The organism is Spongiibacter pelagi (genome assembly GCF_014705705.1).
Classification (GTDB): Bacteria; Pseudomonadota; Gammaproteobacteria; order Pseudomonadales; family Spongiibacteraceae; genus Spongiibacter; species Spongiibacter pelagi.
Genome location: NZ_JACXLD010000003.1, coordinates 31,587 through 58,052 on the forward strand (window position 1 = coordinate 31,587; position 26,466 = coordinate 58,052).

Here is a 26,466-nt window from a genome sequence, read left to right on the forward strand (position 1 = left end):
CACTCCTTAACGAGTGCCGTAGACCACCATCGTTTTACCTTTCACATGCACCAGACCCTGTTCCTCTAGGGTTTTGAGTACGCGGCCTACCATTTCGCGGGAGCAGCCAACAATGCGACCAATTTCCTGACGGGTAATTTTAATTTGCATACCGTCTGGGTGGGTCATGGCATCGGGTTGCTTGCACAGATCAAGCAGGGTATGGGCCACACGGCCAGTCACATCTAAAAACGCCAAGTCGCCAACTTTACGGGTGGTTTGACGCAAGCGTCGCGCCATTTGACGGCCCAGCGCGATAAGAATGTCAGGGTATTGATCGCGAATCTGGTGAAATTTCTCGTAGGGAATTTCAGCAATCTCGCATTCGCTGCGGCTTCTGACCAAGGCGCTGCGAGTCGGTGGAATGCCGTCGTCAAACACGCCCATCTCACCAAAAAACTCACCTTTATTCAGGTAAGCAACAATCATTTCTTTACCGTCGTCATCTTCAATCAGAACGGTTACCGATCCATCGACAATGTAGTACAGCGTGTCACTGGCATCCCCAGCATAAATCAGGGTGCTTTTGTTCGGGTGACGCCGACGGTGGCACTGGGCCAGAAAATCGGTGATCCGTGGAATTTCAGGTTTTGGAGTAATGAGCACGGTAAATCCAGGCAGCTTTGTATTCTTAGCCCCTAAGTATGCCGTGCTTGAGGGCAGATGGCGAGCCTCAAAATTATTGCTGTGATAAGCTTCGCGCAATTATTTCAGTAAGTGATTTGAGGTAGGCATGCAAGCAACTGTGAAGTGGGTCGATGGCGCCATGTTTTTGGGTGAGTCAGGCAGCGGTCATTCGGTAGTGATGGATGGTCCAGAAGACCACGGTGGCCGTAATATGGGTGTTCGCCCCATGGAAATGTTGCTGATTGGCATGGGGGGCTGCGCCTCATTTGATGTGATGAGCATGCTGCACAAGTCTCGTCAGCAGGTGCAGGATTGCCGCTGTGAACTCGATGCTCAGCGCGCCGATGCCGTGCCTGCGGTATTTGAGAAGATTCATCTGAAATTTGTCGTTAGCGGCCGCAACTTGAAAGAAGCCCATGTGAAGCGGGCGGTTGAATTGTCGGCTGAAAAATACTGCTCGGCGTCGATTATGATGGAAAAAGCCGGTGTGGAAGTCAGCCACAGCTACGAGATTGTCGAGCTAGACGCCTGAGTATTGCCCGAGGTATTGAAATGAGTATCCCGCGTCCACGCCCTCACCGGGGCATGCGCCATATCGCCCTGTTTATTGAACACTTTGATGCAACGGTGACGTTTTATACCGAGCTATTAGGTTTCGCGGTGGAGTGGCAGCCGGATGCGGACAATGTTTATCTGTGTTCCGGTTGTGACAATCTTGCCCTGCACCGAGCGCCGGCGGGTGAGCGTCCGTTGGCTGGGCAGCGCTTGGATCATCTCGGTTTAATTGTGCAGGCGGCTGAGGATGTGGACGCTTGGCATGATTTTCTAAAATCCCACGGCACCGCCATTAAAGCCGCGCCGCGTACCCATCGCGATGGCGCGCGCAGTTTTTATTTTCTCGATCCGGATGGGAATTTGGTACAGATCATTCATCATCCCCCCATCGCTGAAAGCTACTGATTAACCACTGCTCTCACAACTCAGCAGCGCCTTAGATTTTGTAGGTGGATTTCGTCATCACTTTCGACATCAAGGTCATGACTTGCCGTACAGGTAGGGGAAATTGCAGGCCACCATACTCCAGTGCCTTGCTGGCATGGGCGGATTCATCTTCCAGCATTTGGCTGAGTATGGCGCGGGATTTGGTGTCGGTCTCAGGCAGGCTTTCTAAATGTTCTTCCAGATGCTGGCAAACCTGTTGTTCGGTGGCGGCGACAAAACCGAGGCTGATGCGATCACTAATGGCGCCAGCGGTGGCACCAATGGCGAATGATCCGGCGTAAAAAAGGGGATTAAGCAGGCTGGTGTGGCTGTCCAATTCACGCAGGCGTTGTTCGCACCACGCTAAATGATCAATCTCTTCTTCTGCGGCGTGTTCCATCGCCTCGCGCACCACTGGGTTTTTGGCGGTTAAAGCCTGCCCTTGGTAAAGCGCTTGGGCGCAAACCTCACCAGTATGGTTAATACGCATTAATCCGGCGGTATGGGCTTTTTGCTGCGCGTCTAACTCAATTACCGTGTTGTTTTCTGTCTCGGCGGGACTTTTGCGCTGTGGGCTGGCACTGCCACGGGCCAAGGTTTTGAGCCCGCGATCTGCACCCATGATTAATCTGTCGAGCACGCTGAGTTGTCTTGTCATTGTTGGCCCTCCAGTTCTGTATTCCGCACTTGGCCTGCACTCGTTAAGTATACGTTAGTCTTCGGTCAATGGAGCCTGTGGCGTATCAAGGTTTACCCAGCGCCGCAGTGCTTCTTCCAGCTCCCATAATCTAATCGGCTTGTTGAGGTGCATGTCCATGCCGATATTCAGAAAGGCTTCGGCATAATCCTCGAGGGGATTGGCGGTTAAACCGAGAATCGCAGCGCGATCACGGCTGCCACTTTCCCGCTCAAAGGCCCGCATTTGTTTGCAGGCCTCAATACCATTTAATACTGGCATCTCAATATCGAGAATCACGGCGTCGAAGTGGTGGCGGTAAAACCGGTCTAGGGCCAGTTGGCCGTTTTCCACTTGTGTGACAATGATGCCCAGCGATTCCAGCATTTTGCTCAGTACCAGCGCATTGGCTGGGTTGTCTTCCGCAATAAGGCAGTGCAATTGCCGGTCTGGCAAGCTGGCGGTGCGGTAGCCGGTGGGATTAAGCGGCGTTTGAATATTGCTGTAATGCAGCTCGCTAAGCATGGCACTGCGCAGGGCGGGTGAGCTGATTGGCTTGCTTAATACGCGGCTGATATGGGCGCTTTGCAGTTCGTCGCGGCTGAGTTGCAGGTTGGCAAAGGCCAGTAGCATTTGTATGGGCGGGGTCAGATTTTTTTGAATATGTTCTTCCCAGATTTGCTGGGCTAAGTCGAGGCCGCTATTGGGCAGTTTGCTGTCGAGCAAAACAATATCGATTGATTTGCCGAGCAGTTGCCGGTTGCGCAATTGGGCGATCGCCTCGGGAATACTTTGCGCGGCTAAAATATCCATTTCCCAAGACTGGCATTGACGACTTAGCAGGTCGAGCAGGATCGGGTTGTCGTCGACCAGCAGCACCGCTTTACCTTGTAAGGAATCCATTTTCTCAATGGGCCTGCTGTCGACCAAGGCAATTTCTGCGGCGACAAGCAGGCTGACCTGATGTAGGTTTTGGTTGTTGGTGCTGAGATTGATTTGCCCGTCGAGTAGTTGGCAAAGCTGCGCCATGATCGCAAAACGGTTATTGATCATGCTTGAGCCATCTTCTGCCCACTGCCGTTGGGCGGCCAGTTTCTCTTGCTCTGAAAATGGGCGGCCCTTGTGAGAAACCGTAAAGGCAAGGTGGCGACGCATTGGCGAGGGGCGGCTAATGCTTAATAAAATCATGCCTTCTTGGCGGTGTTCAAAGGCGCTGTTAATGGCGTGGCTTAGCAGCTGCTTAATCCGGGTTGGATCACCGACGTACTGGGCGGGAAGTTCGGGGTCGATATCTACCGCAAGTTCAAGCTGACGCTCCGCCGCCATATTGCGGAAACTGTCCATTAGGTTGGCGAGCAGGTCTTCCAGTTTGAATAGCTCGGTAACTGGCTCCTCGTCTTGTTCGTGTGGCTGATAGGCCTGACTGGATTCATCCAATATGCCCAGCAATTCATGGCTGGACTGTTGAAGTGTCTCGATATATCGGCGCTGGGTCAGGCTTAAGCGACTTTCGCCCAGCATTTCAGACACGCCGAGTATGGCGCTTAGCGGGGTGCGAATATCGTGGGTGAGTCGGGTGAGCATTTCGGATTTTGCCCGGTTGACCTCATTGGCCGCGTGAAGTCGCGAGCTGGTTTGCACCTGCTGGCGGACTTTTTCGTGGTTGCGTAGGACCAGCAAACCGCTGTGTAGATATTGGCTGAGAATTAAACTGAAAATAAGCCAGTAGAAAATCAGTTCGGGTTCAAAGCTCTGTGTCATCTGAGCGATGATGGCTTGAACCACCAGCAGGGTAACCGCTAGGCGCAGAAGCAAATATCCTAAGAGCAGTGGTTGATATTGCTGCCAGAAACTTTGCAAGGTGCAAATGAGCTGGGCAAAGGGGTTGAGGACGACCACTAAAATCATCAAGCCCAGACCATATTTCCCCTCTGTGATGGTGTAGATCGTTGCAGCCACCAAGTTAAAGATAATCAGGCCGGACGTGACGGGATTCCAAAATCCTGCGAGGTAGGACGGGTAGATCGGAAAAAAACGCAGGTAAAGATTGGGGATGATAAAGATACCAGCAATCAGAAAAGCCATGCTGGCATTGGGCCACGGCGGCAGCAGGCCCTGCGGTATGCCGATATAGCCCAAGGCGAAGGCGACCGAGGTAATAATGAGTAAGCTGTGTACGGCCAAGCCGGCAAAGAGTTTGTCGCCGTAGTAAAACAGGGCGAAAATGTTATAGAGCATGATGATTAATAAGGCGCAAAGAATTGCGGCGTCTTTCACCAGCTCCTGGCCAATTTTACTTAGCAAATCGTCACTGCTTAAAATATCGGCTACCAAGTAGTGACTGTTCTTGTCTCCCACTTGTAAGAAACAGGTTTGATGGCCATCTTCGTGCAGCCGTAAATTAAAGAGGTGGCCGTCGCGGCTCCACTTTAAGGGCTGAACCGGTGTTATTTCCTTGCCGCCACAAAACAGGCGCACATCATCGAGGGTATTGGGTTCAAGGGAGAGAAAGGCCTGAGCCAAGTCCTCGCTTTCGTTACTGATTTCAAAACTTAGCCAATAGCGGGGCATGGCTTCTGACAGCAGTAAATCGCCGGTTTTTAACAAATGAAAATAGGGCTGATTTTCTGGCGCACTGATTTCAGGCCAGTCGATGTCTGCTCCGCGACTGTAGACCGTGAGATTGTGTTGCAGTGTATCGTAGGAGTTGGTGTCGCTAAGATCGACCCCGTGGGCAAGGCTGGTATTGCTGTAGATGCAGAGCACGCTGAGCAAGCAAAACCACAGCCAGAGAATGGAGCTGTGGTTTCGCTGAGCCCGCGCTGAACCAGCGCGCTTCATGCCACCGCTAGAAATGTGCGGCATAGCGTTCCCGTTACGCGTTTTCTCGGGCGATGGCGCGGTAGGCGATGTCGTTGCGGTAGTAGGCATCCTGCCACTCTATCTGGTGAAGGTTTTTATAGGCAAGCTGTTGTGCGGCGCTGACACTCTCGCCCAGTGCGGTTACACACAGCACTCGACCGCCAGCACTCAGCAGTTTGTCGCCGTCGAGCTTGGTGCCGGCATGGAAAACCTTGCTGGCTTCAGTTTCTGCGGGAATGCCGCGAATTTCTTGGCCCTTGGCATAATCGCCGGGATAGCCACCGGCGGCCATCACCACGCCAACGGCGGGACGGCTATCCCATTCAGCGCTGGCTCTATCCAATTCACCCGCTAGGGCGGCTTGGCACAGTGCCACCAAGTCAGATTGCAGGCGCAGCATAATCGGCTGGGTTTCTGGATCGCCAAAGCGGCAATTGTATTCAATGACTTTGGGCTGACCTTGCGGGTTGATCATCAAGCCGGCATAGAGGAAGCCGGTGTAGTCATTGCCTTCGGCGGCCATGCCTTTCACTGTGGGTTCAATAACCTGTTCCATAATGCGCTGGAACACATCGTCAGTCACTACTGGTGCAGGGGAGTAAGCGCCCATGCCGCCGGTATTGGGGCCGGTGTCGCCATCGCCAACGCGTTTGTGATCCTGACTGGTGGCCATTGGCAGAATGTTTTTGCCGTCGACCATGACAATAAAGCTGGCTTCTTCGCCTTCAAGAAACTCTTCAATGACGACGCGACAACCGGCATCACCAAAGGCATTACCCGACAGCATATCGCGCACGGCTTCTTCAGCTTGCTCCAAGGTCTCGGCAACAATTACGCCTTTACCCGCCGCCAAACCGTCCGCTTTCACCACAATTGGTGCGCCTTTTTCACGCAGATAAGCCAGTGCGGGTTCCAACTCGGTAAAGTTTTGATAATCGGCGGTTGGGATATTTTGGCGCGCCAGAAAATCCTTGGTAAACGCCTTGGAGCCTTCCAGTTGCGCCGCGCCTTTGCTGGGGCCGAAACACGGCAAACCGCGTTCAGAAAAATAATCGACCACACCATCCACCAGCGGCGCTTCCGGGCCGACAATGGTCAGGCCGACATTATTGTTCTCGGCAAAATTAGCCAGCGCTTCGAAATCACCCACACCGATCTCGACATTCTCAATACCGCTGTCTAGCGCAGTACCGGCATTGCCCGGCGCCACAAAAACCGTGTCTACATTTGCAGACTGCGCGGCCTTCCATGCCAGTGCGTGTTCGCGGCCACCAGAGCCAATAATCAGTACGTTCATAGTCGTTTCTCTAAATTTGTTCTCGTTATGCCGCGTTTAACAATATTTACAGCATAGAGGGCTAAAAATTTTGTCGTAAAGCCAAGACGAAAATGCGCGCAGGGAGGGAGTGTATGCTTTATACACGACCGACTGAGCACATTTTCAACGCCGGATTTGCGACAAAAGATCAGCCCGCAAAAGGATTAGTGTCTAAAGTGGCGCATCCCGGTAAATACCATAGCCATGCCATGCTCATCCGCTGCCGCAATCACTTCCTCATCCCGAATCGAACCGCCGGGCTGAATAATACAGCTAATCCCCACTTGGGCCGCATTGTCGATGCCGTCGCGGAAGGGGAAGAAGGCGTCAGATGCCATCACTGCGCCCTTCACTTCCAGGCCTGCGTGTTCGGCTTTAATTGCTGCGATACGTGCAGAGTTAACGCGGCTCATCTGGCCGGCGCCAACACCGATGGTTTGACGGTTTTTACCGTAAACAATGGCGTTAGATTTAACGAACTTGGCGACTTTCCAAGTGAAAATCAGGTCGTGGATTTCCGCTTCGGTGGGCTGACGCTTGGTGACCACTTTCAGGTCGTCGGCGCCGACCATGCCGAGGTCGCGGTCTTGAATCAGCAGGCCGCCATTAACGCGTTTGTAGTCGAAGGCGGGCTGGCTTTGATCCCATTGGCCGCAGGCCAGCAGGCGCACATTTTTCTTCTCAGCGACAATCGCCTGTGCCTCGGTGCTGATGCTCGGAGCGATAATCACTTCCACAAATTGGCGGTCGCAAATGGCTTTGGCGGTAGCCGCATCCAGCTCGCGGTTAAAGGCGATAATGCCGCCGAACGCAGATTCTGGATCGGTGGCGAAGGCTAGTTCGTAGGCTTCGCCAATGCCGTTTAGCGACACGGCCACACCGCAGGGGTTGGCGTGTTTGACGATAACGCAGGCGGGCTTGGTGAACGATTTCACGCATTCCAGAGCGGCGTCGGTGTCGGCGATATTGTTGTAAGACAGCTCTTTGCCCTGCAACTGGGTTGCCGTGGCAATGCAGGCTTCGGTGGGGGCTTTTTCAACATAGAAGGCTGAATCCTGATGGGGATTTTCGCCGTAGCGCATTTCCTGTGCTTTGAGGAATTGGCTGTTGAAGGTACGTGGAAATTTGTCGCTGCCACCGGGAACCAGACGGCCAAAGTAATTGGCAATAGCGCCATCATAGGCGGCGGTGTGTTCGTAAGCTTTGATTGCCAGATCAAAGCGGGTGGCTTGGCTCAGGCTGCCTTCATTGCCGCGCATTTCTTCGAGAATGCTGCTGTAGTCGCTGGCGTTAACCACAATGGCGACATCGCGGTGGTTTTTGGCCGCGGCGCGAACCATGGTGGGGCCGCCAATGTCGATATTTTCGATGGCGTCTTCCAGGCTGCAGTCGGGTTTGGCAACGGTAGCTTCAAAGGGGTAGAGGTTGACCACAACCATGTCGATGGCAGAGATGCCGTGCTCGGCCATAATGGCATCGTCAGTGCCGCGACGGCCTAAAATACCGCCGTGGACTTTGGGGTGCAGGGTCTTAACCCGGCCGTCCATCATTTCTGGGAAGCCGGTGTAGTCGGCAACTTCAGTTACCTCGATATTGTTTTGCTCCAGCAGGCGGAAGGTGCCGCCGGTAGAGAGCAGTTCAACATTCATGGCGCGGAGTTCGCGGGCGAATTCCACAATGCCGGATTTGTCGGAAACACTGATCAGAGCGCGGTTTACGCGGCGAGTCTGAGAGTCTGAAGTCATGCCTGTTTTGTGCCTATATAAAGTGAGAGAAATCTGGGATTAAAGCAGGTCGTATTGCTTGAGCTTTTTGCGCAGGGTACCGCGATTCAGGCCCAGCATTTGAGAGGCCTTGGTTTGGTTGTTGCGGGTGTAGCGCATCACTTCTTCAAGCAGTGGGGCTTCAACTTCGGCGAGCACCATATTGTAAACGTCGGTGACGTCTTGACCGTCGATATTGGTAAGGTAAGTGGTGATGGCAATAGACACACTTTCACGCAGCGTTTTGGCCTGGCTGATGTCGTTGCTCAGGGTGCTGGTGACGTTGTCTAGGGCTTCGTTGGTGCTAAGGTTCATGCGGCGGCATCCTGTGTAAATTGTTCTCGCTGTTCAAAGAAAGTTTGAATAGCGTCAAGTTGTGCACTGGCTGAATCCAGTGTGTTGAACTGGCGTCGAAACTCCTCGTTGAAGTGAGTCGCGGCCGTTCCGTTTTGTTCTTTGGTGTTGTCTTGGGCCAGATACCACGCGCAGTGTTTACGCGCGATTCTTAAGCCTTGATGTTCTCCGTAGAACTGGTGCAGTGACTGCAGGTGTTCTAGCAGTACCGCCTGTTTAAGCTCTTTGGCGATCGGTGCCATGTGTTGTCCGGTTTCCAGAAAATGATTTATTTCCTGAAAAATCCAGGGTCGCCCCTGGGCGCTGCGACCGATCATCACGCCGTCGGCACCGGTGTAGGCCAATACCTCGGCGGCTTTTTCGACGCTGTCGATATCGCCATTGGCGAATACCGGAATGCTGAGTGCCTGAGCGATCTCGGCGATGGTGTCGTATTCGGCTTCGCCCATAAACCGGCAGGCTCGGCTGCGGCCATGAACGGCGAGCGACTGAATGCCGAGGTCTTCCGCCATGCGGGCAATCTCTACCCCATTGCGCTGATCGGTTGACCAGCCGGTGCGAATTTTCAGAGTCACCGGAATCGAAACCGAGGCGACCACGGCGCGCAATATTTGTTCAACCAGTTCTGGTTCGCGCAACAGGGCAGAGCCTGCGGCACGTTTCAAAACTTTTTTGGCAGGGCAGCCCATATTGATATCAATGATATCGGCGCCCATGGCTTCGCAGCCTCGGGCGGCATCGGCCATCATGTCTGGGTCGGCGCCGGCAATTTGAACGGCGCGGGGGCCTTCATCGTCGGCGGCCAGACGCAGATGACTCTTGCGGGTATGCCAGAGCTCGCTGTTACTGATCAGCATTTCCGAGGTGGTCAGACCGGCGCCAAAGCGTCGGCAAAGACGGCGAAAGGGCAGATCCGTTATCCCTGCCATTGGTGCCAACACGGCTCGCGATGGGAGCGGATGGGGGCCAATAGCAAGTGACTTCATGTCCAGAAATACGCCTCGGAGAGTTCAGTGACCGCGAAAAAACAGGCCGGCTATGATACTCGCAAGGTGGGGTGATCGGAAGTCTTGCGTTTAAAAAATAACCAGTTTTTGCGGCGAATTTTGGACTGGCGAGAGCGGGAAAATTTTGCTATGTGGGCGCTTGTCTGAGCCTAATTTGGACTCAATTCCAGTCGATAATTGACCGCATCCGGGCCGGGGTCAACGATCGCCAGGGCAATGTGGACGGGTTGTCGAGGCGGTAACAGGGAAAGCCCGCGCAGTTCGCCAGCCAAATATTCGCGTGGTTTAAATATCCGACTAGCCAGTTCCTGATCGTTGAGGTCGCTAAATCTTAGGGCGAGGTTGGGAAAGGGAACGGCGTCACTGCCATTGTTGACAATGATGGTGTCGATTTGCAGCGCGTGCTCCCGTTCTGGGTGTTTGCGCACTAACAGGTTTTGGGATTGCAGTTGTTGTACCTTGGGTGCATCAACTTGGCTTTCGCGAGACAGTTTTTGCAACCAATTCTCGCAGGGCCAGTGTTTGCTTTCGCATAGCGTCAGAAATTTTTCGCCAGAAGGCGTGGCCAGCAGCTCTTGTTGTTTCCACAGTAAGAGTTGGCCGATGATTCCTAGCGCGGCGATGGCGCACAATAATACCCACACGCCACGGCGGTAAGCTGGTGGCGCTTGGTGATGTTCAAAGTCGTGATTGTGGGTGTTGAGCGAGCTGAGTATTTCCAGCGGGCTGCGTTCGCTGTGCGGTTTGCTTTCGTCGACGGGAGTGGCTTCGTCAGTCTCAGGCAGGCTTGTTTTGGACTGGATTACTTCGGACTTGATGGCTTCGGACTGGCTTGCTTCGGGCTGGATTGCCTCAATGGCAGGGGTTTCAGGTTCTAATGCTTCCGGTGCAGTCTCTTCGATTTCTGCTTCTTGAGGCGCCTCGATGGTGGCGATCTGGTTTTCTACTTCTAGTGTTTCTTGCAAGGGTGTATCTAGAGCGGGCGTGTTGGCATTAAAAATATGCATACATACGCCGCAACGAACCAAGCCGCCAGCCGCCTGTAGCTGGGCGTCTTGTACGCGAAAGCGGGTTTCACATTCGGGACAGCGGGTGTGGATGCTTTTATTACTTTCTTTATTGTCGGCGTGAATGCTGTCAGTCATGGTGTGAGCGTGGTCGGAGAAAGCCGGTAGTTTACCCGGCTTTGCGCTGTCCGGTAATCCTTAGCCATTCCTCGCGCTGGGCGCGGTCTATGTCAGTAAACCATTCGCTGTAGCGCTCGCTCAGTAAATCGCCCTGGGTGTGCAGTATGCCCGAGAGGCAGATTGGGGTTGCCGGTGCCAGATAGCCGGCCAGTTGCGGGGCCAGCTCTAGCAGTGGGCCGGCCAGAATATTGGCAACCACCGCATCGCCGCTCAGGTTTTCTGGAATTTGCGTAGGTAGAAAACACTCAACGCGTTCAGGGGCGATATTATTGCGCTGAGCATTGTCGCGGGTGGCGATTAGTGCCTGGGGATCGTTGTCCACCGCGATCATTTTTTCCGCGCCGAGCAATAGCGCGGCAATGCCGAGAATGCCGGAGCCGCAACCGTAGTCGATCACGGTTTTACCTGTTAGGTCTTGTTGATCCAGCCATTGCAGGCAGAGAAACGTGGTGGGGTGGGTGCCGGTGCCAAAGGCCAGACCGGGGTCTAGCATCAAGTTGACGGCATTGGCATCCGTCGGTTCGCGCCAGCTTGGGCAAATCCACAGGCGCTCGCCACATTGAATAGGTTGGTAGCTGTCCATCCACTCGCGAATCCAGTCGCGATCTTCAAGAATTTCTACTTTTAGTGGGGGCAGGGGTGCAGTATAGCTGGCCGCCAAGGCGACCAGCAGTGCATCGGTGTCGGCATCAGCACTGAACAGCCCGGTTACCCGAGTGCTGTCCCATACCGGACGCTCACCAACGCCGGGTTCAAAAACGGGTTGATCGGCGCCGTCTTCCATGGTGACGGCGGCGGCGCCAATTTCCATTAGCGCATCTTCCAGTGCCGAGGCACTTTCCCTATTTGCCGATAGACGTAGTTGAATCCAGCTCATTATTTTTAGGAACCTTAGAGCTTTAATTTCTTTTCGAGATAATGAATGCTGACGCCGCCTTCTTTGAAAGCGCTGTCGCGTACCAGATCTCGGTGCAACTCCGTGTTGGTGCGAATGCCGTCAACAATCAGCTCGTCCAGCGCAGTGCGCATACGGTTGAGTGCTTGTTTGCGGTCGTCGCCCCAAGTGATGATTTTAGCCACCATGGAATCGTAGTTCGGCGGTACGGTGTAGCCGCTGTACAGGTGCGAATCTACCCGAACCCCTAAGCCGCCCGGCGCGTGGTAATGCTTGATCGTACCGGGGCAGGGCATAAAGGTTTTGGGGTCTTCGGCGTTGATACGGCATTCAAAGGCATGGCCTTTGATCACGATATCGTCCTGGGTCAGGCTCAATTTTTCACCGCCAGCAATTTTCAGTTGCTCTTTAATCAGGTCTATGCCGGTCACCATTTCGCTGACAGGGTGCTCAACCTGAATACGGGTGTTCATTTCAATAAAGAAGAACTCGCCGTTTTCGTAAAGGAACTCAAAGGTGCCCGCACCGCGATAGTTGATCTTTTTACAAGCGTCGACACAGGACATGGCAACGCGGTTGCGCACGTCATCGGGAATGCCGGGAGCGGGGGCTTCTTCCAATACCTTTTGGTGGCGGCGCTGCAAGGAGCAGTCGCGATCACCGAGGTGAATGGCATTGCCTTGGCCGTCGGCCAGTACCTGAATTTCCACGTGGCGTGGATTTTCCAGAAATTTTTCGATGTAGACCGTATCGTCACCAAAAGCCGCTTTGGCTTCAGACTGGGTCACATAAACCGCATTCAGCAGGGCGGCTTCGCTGTGAACCACGCGCATACCGCGACCACCGCCACCGGCAGCAGCTTTAATAATAACGGGGTAGCCAATGCGCCGGGCGATTTGCATGGTGCGGTCGCCGTCTTCGGTAATCGGGCCGTCGGAGCCGGGTACGGTGGGTACGCCTGCTTCTTTCATGGCTTTGATGGCCGAAACTTTATCGCCCATCAGGCGGATAACATCGGCATTGGGGCCAATAAAGGTGAAGCCGCTCTTTTCCACTTGCTCGGCAAAATCGGCGTTTTCCGCCAGAAAGCCGTAGCCAGGGTGGATGGCCACCGCATCAGTGACTTCGGCGGCACTGATAATAGCGGGAATATTTAAATAGCTGGCGGGTGAAGGTGCGGGGCCTATACACACTGCCTCATCGGCGAGGCGAACGTGCATCAGATCGCGGTCTGCGAGGGAGTGAACCGCCACAGTTTTGATGCCCATTTCTTTACAGGCACGCAAAATCCGCAGGGCGATTTCGCCTCGGTTTGCAATAACGACTTTTTTAAGCATGTCGAATCCGTCTGTGTTTGGGAATGGCGTCAGCCGTTTCCAGAATTAAACGATGGTGATCAATGGCTGATCGAATTCCACGGGTTGGGCGTCGTCGACCAAAATGGCCTCGATTACACCGGACTTGTCCGCTTCGATCTGGTTCATCATCTTCATCGCTTCGACGATGCAGACAACATCGCCAGCTTTAACGTGTTGGCCAACTTCGGCAAAGGCCGGTGAGCCGGGTGACGGCGCGCGGTAGAAAGTGCCGACCATGGGTGATTTGATCACATGGCCATTAATGGCTTTTTCTGCGGCGGGGGCTGCTTCAGCCGGTGCCGCCGCGGCGGGCGCAGCAACAGGCGCCGCTGCTACGGGTGCAGGCTGTGCGTAGTATTGTGCTGGCGCGGCAACATTACCGCTGTTGCGGCTGATACGAACAGACTCTTCGCCCTCTTTAATCTCCAGCTCATCGATATTGGATTCTTCGAGCAGCTCAATCAGTTTTTTTACTTTTCTGATGTCCATAGTGACTCTCTAATAAGTGTTCAAATAAATAAAAGTGAAGCGTAAATATTGTTGTTACCCTTGCGGGCTTAATTGTTTTCTAGCGCAGCAATGGCCGCTTGCAGCGCCAGCAAGTAACCCTGCGCACCCAATCCGCAGATCACGCCTTTGGCAATATCTGAGAAGAAAGAGTGGTGGCGGAATTCATCGCGCTGGTAAACGTTAGACAGGTGAACCTCTATAAAAGGAATGTCTACCGCCAGCAGTGCATCCCGCAGCGCTACACTGGTATGGGTGAACGCAGCGGGATTGAAAATAATAAAATTAATACCCTCGGGGCGAGCGGTATGAATACGCTCGATTAATTCGTATTCGGCATTGCTTTGCAGGCACTGCAAGTGGTGGCCGGCATCTGTGGCGGCTTGTTGCAGGCTGGTATTAATGTCGTCGAGGGTTTGCGAGCCGTACACGCCGGGTTCCCGGGTGCCGAGCAAGTTTAGATTGGGGCCGTGCAATACAAGAATGGAAGCCATAGCGGTGCAGATATATCCCCGTCTGATAATGCTGCGGATTGTGCACTATTTACAAAACGGGGTTCAAGGGCTTTCTGGAGAATTTTTGAGATATATGCCTAATCCCTGCAGATTCCCCGAAGTTTCCAGTCATATTCCTGCAATGTTGTTTTCAGTGACAACACTGTGTTGATTATATTTTGATCTACCTCAAGCTGCTTAACACAATCTCTTTGGTGAGAATTTGAGGCAAAACCACCGCCGGCTGGGCGATGTCTGCGGGGAAGTACAAATAAAGCGGCACACCATTGCGCTGATAGTCGGCCAGTAAGTCGGTAATGGCAGGGTCGTAACGTGTCCAGTCCGCGACCAGATAGACAATGTTTCGCTCGGCAAAGGCCTGTTGAATTTCGTCGGTATTCAATACCAGATTTTCATTGGCAGCGCAGGTGATACACCAGTCGGCGGTGACATCCAGAAAAACCGCCTGACCATTTTCACGGAAGCGCTCGATTTGACTGCGATCAAAGCCGGACTGCTGCTGCAGTTGTTTGCTGTTATCAGCGTTAAAGGTATTGGCCAATAAAAAGGGAATGGCTAACAGGCTGAGCAGGGCAAGGCCTTTACCCAGTGTTTTGCGCTGCCATAACCACAGCGCAAAGCCGATAAGCAGCCAGCAGAGTAGATTGGCGGCCATGCCATTGGCGCCGGTTTGACGGCCAACAACCCATGCCAACCAGATGGCGGTGGCTAATAGCGGGAAGGCCATAAACTGGCGCAGGGTCACCATCCACATGCCGGGCTTGGGCAATAGGGCCAGCCAGCGAGGAAACAGCGTCAGTAATAAAATAGGTAAGGCCATACCGAGGCCGAGGGCGGCAAATACCAATAGCGATATAGCTGGTGGTTGAGTGGCGGCAAAACCTACGGCGCTGCCCATAAAGGGTGCGGTACAGGGGCTGGCAACTAGGGTGGCTAAAACGCCGGTGAAAAAGCTGCCTTGGTAACCGCCCTTTTGAGTAAGTTCGCCGCCCAAACTCATAAAGCTGCCGCCGATCTCAAACAGGCCAAGCATATTCAAGCTCAGCACAAAAAACAGGCCGGCAAGGGCGCTGACAAACCACGGGCTTTGTAGTTGGAAACCCCAACCCACAGCTTGGCCGGCTTGCTGGAGCCCAATCAAGACCCCGGCAACGGCGATAAAGCTGAGTACCACGCCGGCGGTATAAGATAGGCCGTGTCCGCTTGGGCGGCCTTCATGGGCATTGGCAAAACTTAATACTTTCAGCCCCAAAACCGGGAATACGCAGGGCATTAAATTCAGAATAGCGCCGCCCAGCGCCGCCGAAAGCAAAATAAATAGCAGGCTGGCTACGCCAACGGGAGCGCTTGCTGCTGTGACCGTGTTGTTGGTTTCACCTGCGGCCATGGCGCGGGCCGTTTTGGCGTCCAGCTCGGTAAATCCACCCTTGCCATCTCGAGTAAAAAATTGATCGCGCGGCGGGTAACAGAGCCCCGCATCGGCGCAACCTTGAGAACGAATTTTGAAAATGGCCTGCGCATCGTTGGAGAAGCCGCTGATGTGGATGGCGGTGGCGTTGTAGTACACCTCGGTTTCGCCAAAGAATTCGTCGTGTTTGATCTTCCCTGTTTCGTATTCGGCAGACAGAGTAGATGTTGTTGCGGTGTTTAATTCACTAACCGCAAAGCGCTCGCGGTAGAGATAGTAGCCGTCAGCAATAGTCCAAAACGCGGTTAACTGATCGCCGTTCTCGACCAGATCGACTTGATAGGCTTGTTCGACTGGCAGAAAACTGGGTTCTGACTGAGTATTTGCTTCTTCGGCAAATGGGTCGGTAGCGGCCAGCCCTTGCGAGGGAAGCAGTGCAAAATTAACAACAAATAACAGTAAAAACGTGAACAGTGATTTCATATTCAAGTATGGGTAACGGTATGATCATCATTAGAATTTGGGCCCAGTATAGGGCCTGTGCCATGCCGGTGAAATCGATATATGCAGATTTTGGCGGCGGCGAACGGATAGTGGGTTTGGAGGAAAATCATTGTTTCGTCTAATTTTAATCATGGTTCTGGGCGGCTTGTGCGCACCGCTGTGGGCGGAGCAAGCTGTGCCAGCGCTAACGGTATCAGAGGCTTACGTTAGAGGTATGCCGCCGACGCAAAAGGTAACAGCGGCGTTTATGACCCTGAAAAATACCCGCAGTTCCGATGTGAACTTGGTTTCGGCCTACAGCGATGCGGCACAAACCCTCGAGTTTCATCAGCATATTCATAACAATGGCATGATGCGCATGGTAAAACAGTCGAGTATTCGCATACCTGCTAACGGTGAGTTGGAACTAAAGCCCGGTAATTATCATTTGATGATGATTGGGCTGAAGCGGCCTTTAAAAGAAGGTGAGAGTGTGCTGCTGACCTTGGTCGCTGACGATGGTGAAGAGATCCAGATTACCGCCCCTGTCATTAGCGTGCTGCACAAACACCACTGAATTCAGGGACGAGCTTAAGAGGGAAAAATGATAAAAGAAAAACTGCAAAATGCGGCGGCGGGCATTAAAGAGGCCGCTCAAGATTGGCTGGGTAACGGCGCATTAGTAAAAGGTGTTGGTGTCGTTGCGGCGATATATATCGTGATCTCATTGATCCTCGGTGTGTACTGGAGCATGACGCCGGATTACCCCGAGACCAGCTATTATCAGGATCAGCCCTCACAGCCGGTGATCGGCTCAACTACGACTACGGCGCTGATTGATGTTGCGGAAATCCTGCTCGATAAGCCCGGTGGTTTTATCTATAACGACATCACTCTGCCCGGCTTGCTGATGGACAATATGCCTTCGTGGGAGTACGGCGTATTGATTCAGGTGCGGGATATGAACCGAGCTTTCCGTGAGAGCTTTAGCCGCAGTCAGTCGCAATCTCAGGAAGATGTGGATTTAGCCCGCGCCGAACCCCGCTTTAATTTTTCAGCTAATAGCTGGGCGGTGCCCGCGTCGGAGTCGGAATACCGGGCCGGGGTGAAATTCTTAAAGTCTTATCGCTCACGTCTTAGCGATGTGAACGAAACGCAGGCGCAGTTTTTTGCCCGTGCCGATAATCTGCGCTACTGGTTGGCGGTGGTGGAAAATCGTTTGGGCTCTCTGTCTCAGCGCTTGGGCGCCAGTGTGGGTCGCACTCGGGTGAATACGGATTTGGCCAATGATCCGGTGGCGCAGCAATCGACGCCGGCTCCTTCTGAATCGCGTGTAAAAACCCCGTGGATGGACATTGATAATGTGTTTTTTGAAGCCCGCGGCAGTTGCTGGGCGCTGATTCATTTTTTGCGTGCGGTAGAAGTGGATTTTGCCAATGTGTTGCAAAATAAAAATGCGCTGGTCAGCTTGCGTCAGATTATTCGCGAATTAGAGGGCACTCAACAAACGGTGTACAGCCCCATGATTTTGAATGGCAGTGGTTTTGGTTTGTTGGCGAATCACTCGCTGGTGATGGCTTCTTATATTTCCCGCGCCAATGCGGCGATTATCGATTTGCGGGATCTGCTTTCTCAGGGTTAAGAATGTCAAAAAACGGCAGGGATTTATTGGCTGTTCGGGAATAGCAAGGTAACAGTCGTGCCCTTGTGCAGCGTGCTATCAATATCAATACTGATACCAAAGCGATCGCAGATACGTTTCACCATATCGAGACCAAGTCCGGTGCCGGCACTTTTGGTGGAGAAGCTTCGCTCAAATATTCGGCCTAGGTGTTCTGGGCTGATACCGGTTCCAGTATCGCTGATGGAGAGCTGCGGGCCATTAAGCGTGATCGTGATGCGGCCATCTTGGGTATGTTCCACCGCATTACGCAACACGTTACCAACCACAATCTTAACCAAGCTTTCAGGAATATCCGAAGTCACATTGCTATCGAGATTAAGTTCGATGTGATTATTGTGCTTTGTAATTTCCTGCCCACTGTCGTGCGCAAGTTGTCTGATTAAGGGCTCCAGTGAGAGGGGGTAGCTTTCTAAAAGTAGGCCATCTTCTTCTCTTGAAAGGAAAAGTGCGGCTTCAATAAACGCCAACATATCTTTGCAGGCGCGGCGAATTCGGGCGAGAGCACGTTGCTCAACCTCGGAATGCTGGTAGCTTTCTAGAATGTCAGTGGCGCCCATCATCACAGACAGTGGTGTGCGCAACTCATGGCTGGCCGCCGTAGAAAACGAACGCTCGCGATCAACAAATTGATCAATGCGGGTGAGGTATGAATCGAAGGCGGTGGCGATTTGTTTGATATCACTATCTTGGAATTCACCGGCAATACGTGTGCCGCGTTCGCCTGGTGGCAGCGCAGATAGGCGTTTGCTGAGTCGTTGAATCGGTTCCAGAAAATGGTTTGCCGCTTTACTGGCAATGATGAGTGCAAGCAGGGTGATCACCAAAATACCAATGGCCAGTGTGCGTAGAAGTGCGTGTTCTTGCTCCTCCCATTCGCTGATGTCGTAGGCCAGAAAAAGTCGGCCTTTGTCGGTATCTACAATCTGTAGGTGAAGGTGTTTATTGTGCAGCGCAATGCTGTGATAGGTGCCGCTCGACAATGCCTGAATATTTTCAGGCAGTTTGAGAATGTCTTCGCCTTGATAAAAATACCAGTCACTGAATGGTGAATTATTTAAGGCGCTGGCATTGTTCGGATTTTCAATCAGTACTTTGAGATGGCTCTCGACAAAATTGCCAAAGGTGGCTGCTTCAAGCCGTTGCTTTATCAATAACAATACGCTGGCAAACAGGGTGCTGGTGACGATGATAATGACCACTGTGGTGGCGATCATTCGATGGCGGAGTGAGTGAGAATTCATTCGGCACGGTTCCTGTTAAAGGCGTGTCTTGGGTAATTATCTGGGTGAGAGCTGATAGCCAACACCATGCACCGTGTGTAATAGCTTTTCAGGAAAAGGCTTGTCGATAATATTGCGCAGGCTGTAAATGTGCGTGCGAAGAATATCTTTATCGGGAGGATTGTCGCCCCAGACCAATAACTCGAGTTGTTGCCGCTTAACCACATTGGGGCTGTCTTGCATCAGGCGCTCAAGTAGTTTGCGTTGGATTGGGTTGAGCTCCAGTTTTTGCCCTGCACGACTGGCTGACAGGGTGCTGGCGTTATAAACCAAATCGGCCACGGTTAGATCGGCTTGCGGCATGGTGTATTGGCGTTTCATTTGGGCTTGCAGGCGAACCTCAAGCTCTTTAACGGAGAAAGGTTTTACCAAATAGTCATCGGCGCCGGAATTAAAACCAAGCAGCTTATCTTCCAGTTGGTCTCGCGCCGTCAACATAATGATAGGGGTACTAAGCTGTTTTTCTCGCAGTTGCTTGCACAGACTAATGCCATCGAGCTTGGGTAGCATCAGGTCGAGGACGATTACGTCGAAGTCATTTTCTAGTGCGAGTTGCAGGCCGAGTTTGCCATCGGTAGCAAAATCTAAGGTGTGGCCTCGGGCTTCAAAATAGTCGGCAATATTTTCGGCGATATCGCGATTGTCTTCGACGATTAATAACTTCATATCTGGTTTTTCTTGTTCTGGCTCACAGCCCAGCGAGATGTCAAATGTAGCATGACAATTGCCAATAGAATGTCAAACCTGCACTGAAACCACGCTAAGCCCCCGCTATTTCACGTATTCGACATAATTTTGACAAGTCGCTTTATAGGATCAACCCCGATTTTTAATTGGTGTGGTTGGAATAGTGGATATTCATTTCTCATACAGGCTCTGGCAACGCCTCTCACTGGCGGGTCTGAGTGTTGTGGTTCTGATGGTTAGCGAATTTTCTTCTGCTAGCTCCGAGCTGATCAATGCATCCAGTGATGCTCGAGTCGAGCACCCTCATGAGGAGCATCCCCACTTGAAGGTGGACAAAGACCTCAGCGTAGCCGATATCTTTGCGGCGGCGTTTGCCCGCGCGCCTGAAAATGCAATGACGGCATCTTATGCCTCGCAAGCGGAAAGTCAGCAGCGTGTCAGCCGAAACTGGCTGGCGGATCGTCCCAGATTCAATGTGAATTATTGGGATGATCAATTTGTGAATGATACTGGCTTGCTGGAAATGGAGGCTGGCATCGAAATGGATTTGTGGCGAAGGGGCCAAAGACAAAATGCTAAGCAATTGGCATTGCAGTATGAAAAGGGCAAGAACGCTTGGGATGATTATTTTCGGCTCATCGTGACGGGGCGAGTACGCGAGACTTTGCATCAAATTGCAATGAGTTCACTTGAGGCTAATCACGCAGGCAAGCGGCTGGGCGATGTTGAGCAATTATTGGTGATAAGCGAGAAGCGCTATAGCGCCGGTGAAATTGCTTATGCCGAGCATATTCAAGCCGAAAACCTGAAAATCGAAGTGGCGCAGAAACTGCTGGAAAGCCAAGCGGAAATGGTGGATGCCGAGCGGCAGTACACCATGCTGACCGGCTTGTATGCTCGCCCTGAAAACCTTACTGAGTCTATTCCTAGTACCTCGGATATCAGCACTGAACACCCCCAGTTACGCTTCTTAATGGCTCGCCAGCAGCAGCAATTTTCTAAGTTAGAACAACAGCGTCAGCAAGCGGCGGGAAATACCACGGTAGCTCTGCGGATACGCCGTGAGCAGGGGAGTCGTCTAGAACCTGAGATTGAAAGTTTGGGCCTGAGTGTCACCATTCCTTTTGGTAGTAGCAGTGTGGCCTCGGCGGCGGTAGCTGAGGGCAGCGAATCTCTGGCTAATCTGGATATGCAATTACAGCACGCTCGACTGTCATTACAGCGGCAACTGCATGAAGTGCAGCACGATTTAGATGTGTTGGAAAACGCCATTCGTTTGGCGACCACTGGCGTGGAGCTCAGTCGCCAGCGCTGGAACATGGCCGAGCGTGCATTTGAGCTTGGGGAGTCTGATATCCGTCCTACCATTCTCGCGCTGCAGGAATATCGAGATAGCGAACTACACCTTCAACAGCTACAACTGCGCCGCAGTGCGCGAATTTCGTCTTTTAAACAAATCGTGGGGGAATTGTTGTGAGACTTTTTTCCAAGGAAATAACGATGCTTAAACCACTGTTGTACGTAAGTCTTTTGGTTTCTCTTTCTGCTGCTGCCCAAGAAGCAGACAGTTTTATTCCCCTCTCTGTGGCAGATCAGCAGCGTTTGGGTATTGTCAGTGAGGTGGTTGGATCGGCAGGTAGCGACGCAGGTTTGCGGGTGCCGGCTATTGTTGTTAATTCACCAGATGTAGCCTCGAGGGTGATTGCCCGCCATTCGGGAATACTTAAAGCCTGGCATGTGGTTGGTGGTGAACAAGTGGTAGTGGGACAGCGCTTAGTTACTCTGATTAGCCCAGAGTTAATGACCCTTGAGGAATCTTGGTTGGCGGCCAGTCACGAGCTGGCTACCGCCGATGCCGAGCTAGGTAAAGATCAACAGCTTTTTAATGAAGGCATTATCTCGGAGTTGCGCCTGCAAAAAACACGTCGAGATCAGCAACGAGCGGCCTTTAATCAGCGCGCTTTTCAAGTCCAGCTTGTTCAGCTGGGCTTCGATCACAAAGATCTGCGCGACTTGGTAAGCGGTCAGCGTGAACCGGGGAATTATATTTTGAAAGCGCCACAAGCGGGGCTTGTGAGTCGCGACTTTCTGCGAGTGGGAGATACTGTTGAGGAAACCCAGCAGTTAGCATCAGTGACCCAGCAAGCGGCACTTTGGCTGCGCGCCGATGTTAACACTGTACTTGCTGCGGGATTGCGAATCGGACAAAAGCTGCAAATTGCGGAATTCGATGCAGCATTGACCTTGTTGAGTAAAAATCAGGAGGTGGGCGCGAGTAGTCAGAGTATTCAAATCCTTGCTCGCTTTGATACCACATCCATGACCGGCGCTGCATCGGCAATTCGCCCGGGACAGCGTGTTAGTTTGATCCTGTCTTCTTCGGTTCCCGGTATCTATGTGCCTGCCAAGGCGGTTACTCATAGTGAAAACGCGACTTTTGTCTATATCAGCAGTGAAAAGGGCATTGCGGTAAGAGAAGTTGTGTTGAAGCCGCTAGGCGATGGATATCTGGCGGAAAGCGGTATTGCGGCAAATGAATCATTGGTTATTTCAGGTACTGCGCAGCTTAAAGGTATCCAATTGGGATTAGGGGGCGGTGAATAATGCTGGGCCGTCTGATTCAGTTTTCTCTCAGTCAGCGTTTGTTGGTTGGACTTTTTACCTTATTGTTGATCGGCCTCGGCAGTCGAGCATTGATGAATATCGCCATTGATGCGTTTCCCGATATTTCGCCGACACAGGTCAAAATCATTATCAAATCTCCGGGTATGACGCCGGAAGAAGTAGAAAGCCTGATTACCCAGCCCATTGAAGTTGAATTGCTGGGTATTCCACAGCAGTCCATGCTGCGCTCAATTTCAAAATATGCCCTGTCTGCAATTACTCTCGATTTTGAGGAAGGCACCGATATTTATTGGGCGCGGCAACAGGTAGCTGAACGGCTAAATAATATTTGGGGCAATTTGCCGATGGGCATCAGCGGTGGCTTAGCACCAATGAGTACGCCTCTCGGTGATATGTTCATGTTTACCGTCGACAATCCGCAATTGTCATTGGCAGAGCGCCGTTACTTACTGGATTGGACCATCCGTCCGGCACTGCGCACGGTAGATGGCGTGGCCGATGTTAATGCGCTTGGCGGCTTCGTACGCACTTATGAAGTAGCGCCGCGTCGCGCTGATATGGCCACGTTGAAAGTGACAACCGCACAAATAATGGCGCTGTTGCAGCGCAATAATAGCAATGATGGTGCGGGCCGTTTGGATCAAGGCGAAGAAGCGATCTTAGTGCGTGTAGCTGGTGCCATGCAGTCGCTGGAGGATATCGCCGACCTGCGTTTAAACACGGCTGAAGGGGTATCTATTGCTCTGCGCCAAGTTGCTGATATTCGAATGGGGTCATTGGAGCGATATGGCTCGGTAACCGTGGATGGCCAAGGTGAAGCAGTGCAAGGCTTGGTGATTGGGCTGCGTGGTGCCAATGCTAGGCATGTGGTAGCCGGAGTCAAAAACAAGCTAGCTGAGCTACAAGCTAGCTTGCCCGAGGGCACCGAGCTTCAGGTGTTTTACGACCGCAGTCAGCTTATTGGTTTGGCGGTGGGTACTGTGGGTAAGGCGTTGTTGGAAGCGGTAGTGCTCGTGCTAATTGTCCTGGGTTTATTCCTCGGCAATCTTCGTGCGGCGCTGACGGTGGCCAGTATTTTACCTCTCGCGGCATTGTTTACCGTTTTTATGATGCAGCAGATGGGCATGAGTGCCAATCTGATGAGCCTTGGCGGTCTGGTCATTGCCATTGGCATGTTGGTGGACTCCGCAATCGTGATTGTGGAAAACATGGTGTCGATGTTGGCCAGACACAATGAATCCAACGGGGCTTCTGTTCGCAGATTACCCTTGCTGCATATTCTGTTTCGGGCGGTAAAAGATGTCTCGGTGCCGGTGACATCAGGTGTGGCCATTATCATTATCGTGTTTTTACCGCTGATGACCTTGCAGGGCCTTGAGGGAAAATTATTTGTCCCCGTAGCGCTAACTATTGTTTTTGCCCTGCTTGGCTCATTGTTGATGGCCCTGACTGTGATTCCCGTTATTGCCTCATTTCTGCTGAAAGAAAGTCACGATAAGGAACCTTTGCTGAGTCGCAAATTACTGTCTTTATATGAGCCTCTTCTGGCCAAGGCGTTAGCCAAACCCGCCGGAGTTGTGGCGATTTCGGCAGGCTTATTGGTGTTGATGTTTGCGGTATTTCCACTGGTGGGTAAGACCTTTCTTCCGGGGATGGATGAAGGGGATTTGATTGTACAGTTGGAGTCGATTCCCTCGGTCAATTTGGATACCAGCATTGCCATGGTGCAAAAAGTAGAGCATGCGCTGTTGAATAATGTGAGTGAAATCGAGCGTATTGTTTCGCGTAGTGGTTCAGATGAAATCGGTATGGATCCAATGGGCCTGAACGAGACTGATGTGTTTCTACAGTTGAAGCCAGTCAGTGAATGGCAAGTTAAGGATAAAGCCGCCTTGCAGGAAAAAATACGCGAGATATTGGACGGTTTTCCAGGGATTAATTACGGTTTTACCCAACCAATTGATATGCGTGTTTCGGAAATGCTAACGGGATCGCGGGGTGATATCGCCATTAAGGTCTTTGGCCCCGACCTTGCTGAGTTAAATCGTCTTGCTCAGGAAATTAGCCATCAAATTGAACAAGTCGACGGTGCAGTGGATACCACGGCCACGTTGAACGAAGGTGCGCAATATCTTCAGGTCAGTGTCGATCGTCTGCGTGCCGGTAGTTTCGGCTTGAATGCCGATGAATTACAGCACCAGTTACGAGCAGAAATTGAAGGCTTACCGCTGGGCAATATTATTGAGCATAGTGCGCGGGTGCCATTGATGTTGCGCTTTGATAAGCCCAATGGCGATGGCGTCGCACAACTGCGCAACAGCTTAATACCTTTAGCGGATGGTAGTGTTGTGCCGCTTTCATCGCTGGCAAGCATTGAGCGGATAGATGGCCCGGTGGGAGTGTCGCGAGAAGAGGGGCGTCGATTCTCAGTGGTTCGCAGCAATGTGGAAAATCGCGATTTAGTGGGATTTGTTGAGGAAGCCAAAGCGCGAATTGCCGTTGAAGTTTCAATGCCTCCGGGCTATTCCTTAGCTTGGGGCGGGCAGTTTGAAAACCAGCAACGTGCGGCGGCGCGCCTTGGCTTGGTTGTGCCGGTGGCTTTGGGCATGATTGCGCTTTTGCTCTTTGTCACTTTTGGTTCAATTAAGCAGACCGTCATTATCCTTTCTAATATTCCCTTTGCCTTAATCGGCGGCGTGTTGGCGCTTTGGCTGACCGGCGAGTTTTTGTCAGTGCCGGCTTCGGTAGGTTTTATAGCGCTATTGGGCATTGCGGTGATGAATGGTGTGGTAATGATGTCTTGTTTTAATCAGTTGCGCGCCAAGGGGATGGAGATGACCGAGGTGGTTTATCAGGGTGCTGTACGCCGCTTAAGACCGGTGATGATGACCGCCGCCACCTGTGCCTTAGGTTTGGTGCCTTTGCTATTGGCTTCTGGGCCTGGCTCCGAAATTCAAAAACCGCTCGCGATTGTGGTGATTGGGGGGTTGATTAGCTCGACACTACTAACTTTGTTTGTGCTGCCTATAATTTATCGCCGTTTTCATCAGTCGCTACAGTCGGAGGTTGTTGCTCAATGAGTATGAGTCAACTATTGGTTTTGAATATTCCGCCAGAGCTTGAGGATGAACTGGTGGATTATTTATTGGGTATTGAAGCGTTGAGTGGATTTACCTCTTATCCGGTACGGGGGCACGGTGAGCAGCGTCGCTTGTCGATTGCAGAGCAAGTGACAGGCCGCCGTAAGCGAGTGCAATTTGAATTGATTTTGTCCGCGCCTGCTTTAACAACTTTGCTGGAAGGGCTAAGCAGCGTGGGTACAGACATTTATTACTGGTATCAGGATGTGGCGGGCAGCGGCCATTGCTAGTGTTGTTTGTTGATTAAAATTCCCGAGACTTTCATCTTCTTACCCGCTTTGCCAAACAAGAGTTCCGCTTCACTGCGAAACTGGCGTTTGGCTTTTTTCTTTCTACCGCTGATTTTTTCTATCAGCAGTGCATAAATGTCTGGAGTCAGTTCAGCTTGATGTTCTAGCAGGGCTTTTTCTAGAACGCAGTCATCATTAAATTCGCCGAGCTGGTTGCCAAGCTTGTTGAGCTTGGAAAGATATTTTTTGCTGAGTTTGGTCTCGGTCGTCATACCGAAACGAAGCTGGTACAGCCAATACTTGGCCCATTTACGCCACAAGTGGTAGGCCTCATCTTCGCGGCTTTCAATCGCTTTGTTGGCGAGCTGTCGCGCTCGTTTATAACAGTTCAGTGTGCCGTTGAGCATAAAGCCATCGTGATCGCAGGCTAAAGAGGCCCACCAACTGGTGCGCAATTCCTGAAGTTTGCTGGCGACTTCACTCATTGCTGGTGCGGTGATCGCAGATTGCTGCTGATATTTTTCGATTAGGGGTCGCAGTGCGGCTTGTTGCTCAATATCCACACCGGCGAGCTTGATAAGGTTTTGAGCGAGCACCGTACCGTCTCGGGAGCTGACAAAGCACTGGGCCAAATGCCGAACTTGCAGGTCGAGACTTTTGATTTGTTCCGGTGAGCGTTCGCCGCGATAAAACTGTAAATAGGCGCGCAGTTGTTTGCACAAGACTCGGAAGTCGTGGATTTCATTATCAGACAACGGCTGCGGTTCGCGCAGCCGGGTGAGGAAGTATTCGAGTTGCGGGTCAATCTTGTCGAGAATAGGATCGCTCATTGCCCTGACT

The 26,466-nt window shown here is 52.2% G+C and carries 24 protein-coding genes; 8 read left to right on the forward strand and 16 right to left on the reverse strand.

The genetic code is table 11. The features are described from left to right. Positions 1-6 precede the first annotated feature (6 nt). Positions 7-645 (reverse strand): cAMP-activated global transcriptional regulator CRP, encoded by a 639-nt coding sequence (crp, locus tag IB286_RS06380; RefSeq protein WP_190763700.1) that lies wholly within the window; start codon positions 643-645, stop codon positions 7-9. 127 nt (positions 646-772) lie between these two features. Here crp and IB286_RS06385 point away from each other — a divergent pair, with 127 nt between their 5' ends. Together IB286_RS06385 and IB286_RS06390 are read left to right on the forward strand one after the other, a co-directional pair. Further along, the gene (locus IB286_RS06385) at positions 773-1,198 is read left to right on the forward strand and encodes an OsmC family protein (protein ID WP_190763702.1); all 426 of its coding nucleotides are present in this window, start codon (positions 773-775) and stop codon (positions 1,196-1,198) included. Positions 1,199-1,218: 20 nt separating this feature from the next. Further along, positions 1,219-1,626 carry a VOC family protein gene (locus IB286_RS06390; protein WP_223826183.1) on the forward strand — a complete coding sequence of 136 codons (408 nt, stop codon included), beginning with the start codon at positions 1,219-1,221 and terminating at the stop codon, positions 1,624-1,626. 31 nt (positions 1,627-1,657) lie between these two features. On the opposite strand, the gene coq7 is transcribed toward IB286_RS06390, so the two are convergent. The 12 genes from coq7 to IB286_RS06450 form a co-directional block, all read right to left on the reverse strand. Next, a complete protein-coding gene (gene coq7 / locus IB286_RS06395; protein ID WP_190763704.1) occupies positions 1,658-2,305 on the reverse strand; it encodes a 2-polyprenyl-3-methyl-6-methoxy-1,4-benzoquinone monooxygenase in 648 nt (215 codons plus the stop codon). A 54-nt stretch (positions 2,306-2,359) separates the two neighbouring features. Further along, positions 2,360-5,188: a response regulator gene (locus IB286_RS06400; protein WP_190763705.1), complete on the reverse strand. Its 2,829-nt coding sequence runs from the start codon at positions 5,186-5,188 to the stop codon at positions 2,360-2,362. Between the two features lie 10 nt (positions 5,189-5,198). Further along, on the reverse strand, positions 5,199-6,482 hold the full coding sequence (gene purD / locus IB286_RS06405) for a phosphoribosylamine--glycine ligase (RefSeq protein WP_190763707.1): 1,284 nt from the start codon (positions 6,480-6,482) through the stop codon (positions 5,199-5,201). 185 nt (positions 6,483-6,667) lie between these two features. Beyond that, positions 6,668-8,248: a bifunctional phosphoribosylaminoimidazolecarboxamide formyltransferase/IMP cyclohydrolase gene (gene purH / locus IB286_RS06410; RefSeq protein ID WP_190763709.1), complete on the reverse strand. Its 1,581-nt coding sequence runs from the start codon at positions 8,246-8,248 to the stop codon at positions 6,668-6,670. Positions 8,249-8,287: 39 nt separating this feature from the next. Next, positions 8,288-8,581, reverse strand: coding sequence for a DNA-binding transcriptional regulator Fis (fis, locus tag IB286_RS06415; RefSeq protein ID WP_190763711.1), 294 nt, complete (start codon positions 8,579-8,581; stop codon positions 8,288-8,290). Next, on the reverse strand, positions 8,578-9,606 hold the full coding sequence (dusB, locus tag IB286_RS06420; protein ID WP_190763713.1) for a tRNA dihydrouridine synthase DusB: 1,029 nt from the start codon (positions 9,604-9,606) through the stop codon (positions 8,578-8,580). Before dusB ends, fis begins: the two co-directional genes overlap by 4 nt. A 170-nt stretch (positions 9,607-9,776) precedes the next feature. Beyond that, positions 9,777-10,772 (reverse strand): DUF3426 domain-containing protein, encoded by a 996-nt coding sequence (locus tag IB286_RS06425; protein ID WP_190763715.1) that lies wholly within the window; start codon positions 10,770-10,772, stop codon positions 9,777-9,779. Positions 10,773-10,803: 31 nt separating this feature from the next. Next, complete coding sequence (gene prmA / locus IB286_RS06430; protein WP_190763717.1) at positions 10,804-11,691, reverse strand: 50S ribosomal protein L11 methyltransferase; 888 nt, start codon at positions 11,689-11,691, stop codon at positions 10,804-10,806. A 14-nt stretch (positions 11,692-11,705) separates the two neighbouring features. Continuing rightward, positions 11,706-13,046, reverse strand: coding sequence for an acetyl-CoA carboxylase biotin carboxylase subunit (gene accC / locus IB286_RS06435; RefSeq protein WP_190763719.1), 1,341 nt, complete (start codon positions 13,044-13,046; stop codon positions 11,706-11,708). 45 nt (positions 13,047-13,091) lie between these two features. Next, the gene (gene accB / locus IB286_RS06440; protein WP_190763721.1) at positions 13,092-13,556 is read right to left on the reverse strand and encodes an acetyl-CoA carboxylase biotin carboxyl carrier protein; all 465 of its coding nucleotides are present in this window, start codon (positions 13,554-13,556) and stop codon (positions 13,092-13,094) included. Between the two features lie 68 nt (positions 13,557-13,624). Then, complete coding sequence (aroQ, locus tag IB286_RS06445; RefSeq protein ID WP_190763723.1) at positions 13,625-14,068, reverse strand: type II 3-dehydroquinate dehydratase; 444 nt, start codon at positions 14,066-14,068, stop codon at positions 13,625-13,627. Positions 14,069-14,252: 184 nt separating this feature from the next. Beyond that, on the reverse strand, positions 14,253-15,980 hold the full coding sequence (locus IB286_RS06450) for a protein-disulfide reductase DsbD family protein (RefSeq protein WP_190763725.1): 1,728 nt from the start codon (positions 15,978-15,980) through the stop codon (positions 14,253-14,255). A 130-nt stretch (positions 15,981-16,110) separates the two neighbouring features. Here IB286_RS06450 and IB286_RS06455 point away from each other — a divergent pair, with 130 nt between their 5' ends. Further along, positions 16,111-16,557, forward strand: a complete 447-nt coding sequence (locus tag IB286_RS06455) for a copper chaperone PCu(A)C (protein WP_190763727.1) — start codon at positions 16,111-16,113, stop codon at positions 16,555-16,557. Between the two features lie 27 nt (positions 16,558-16,584). Beyond that, complete coding sequence (locus tag IB286_RS06460; protein ID WP_190763728.1) at positions 16,585-17,622, forward strand: DUF2333 family protein; 1,038 nt, start codon at positions 16,585-16,587, stop codon at positions 17,620-17,622. 23 nt (positions 17,623-17,645) lie between these two features. On the opposite strand, the gene IB286_RS06465 is transcribed toward IB286_RS06460, so the two are convergent. Together IB286_RS06465 and IB286_RS06470 are read right to left on the reverse strand one after the other, a co-directional pair. Continuing rightward, positions 17,646-18,905 carry a sensor histidine kinase gene (locus IB286_RS06465; RefSeq protein WP_190763730.1) on the reverse strand — a complete coding sequence of 420 codons (1,260 nt, stop codon included), beginning with the start codon at positions 18,903-18,905 and terminating at the stop codon, positions 17,646-17,648. A gap of 36 nt (positions 18,906-18,941) precedes the next feature. After that, positions 18,942-19,610 carry a response regulator transcription factor gene (locus tag IB286_RS06470; protein WP_190763732.1) on the reverse strand — a complete coding sequence of 223 codons (669 nt, stop codon included), beginning with the start codon at positions 19,608-19,610 and terminating at the stop codon, positions 18,942-18,944. A 184-nt stretch (positions 19,611-19,794) separates the two neighbouring features. Between IB286_RS06470 and IB286_RS15695 the strand changes: the two genes are divergently transcribed. Genes IB286_RS15695 through IB286_RS06490 form a run of 4 tightly spaced genes read left to right on the forward strand, consistent with a single transcriptional unit; the run spans position 19,795 to position 25,626 of the window. Beyond that, positions 19,795-21,108, forward strand: a complete 1,314-nt coding sequence (locus tag IB286_RS15695; RefSeq protein ID WP_190763735.1) for a TolC family protein — start codon at positions 19,795-19,797, stop codon at positions 21,106-21,108. 23 nt (positions 21,109-21,131) lie between these two features. Then, positions 21,132-22,235: an efflux RND transporter periplasmic adaptor subunit gene (locus tag IB286_RS06480; RefSeq protein WP_190763737.1), complete on the forward strand. Its 1,104-nt coding sequence runs from the start codon at positions 21,132-21,134 to the stop codon at positions 22,233-22,235. Further along, a complete protein-coding gene (locus tag IB286_RS06485) occupies positions 22,235-25,336 on the forward strand; it encodes an efflux RND transporter permease subunit (protein WP_190763739.1) in 3,102 nt (1,033 codons plus the stop codon). The genes IB286_RS06480 and IB286_RS06485 overlap by 1 nt, the downstream gene beginning before the upstream one ends. Then, entirely contained in the window at positions 25,333-25,626 is a 294-nt protein-coding gene (locus IB286_RS06490) for a DUF3240 family protein (RefSeq protein ID WP_190763741.1), read from the forward strand. Before IB286_RS06485 ends, IB286_RS06490 begins: the two co-directional genes overlap by 4 nt. On the opposite strand, the gene IB286_RS06495 is transcribed toward IB286_RS06490, so the two are convergent. Then, entirely contained in the window at positions 25,623-26,456 is an 834-nt protein-coding gene (locus IB286_RS06495) for a CHAD domain-containing protein (RefSeq protein WP_190763743.1), read from the reverse strand. The genes IB286_RS06490 and IB286_RS06495 overlap by 4 nt on opposite strands. Between the last annotated feature and the right edge of the window lie 10 nt (positions 26,457-26,466).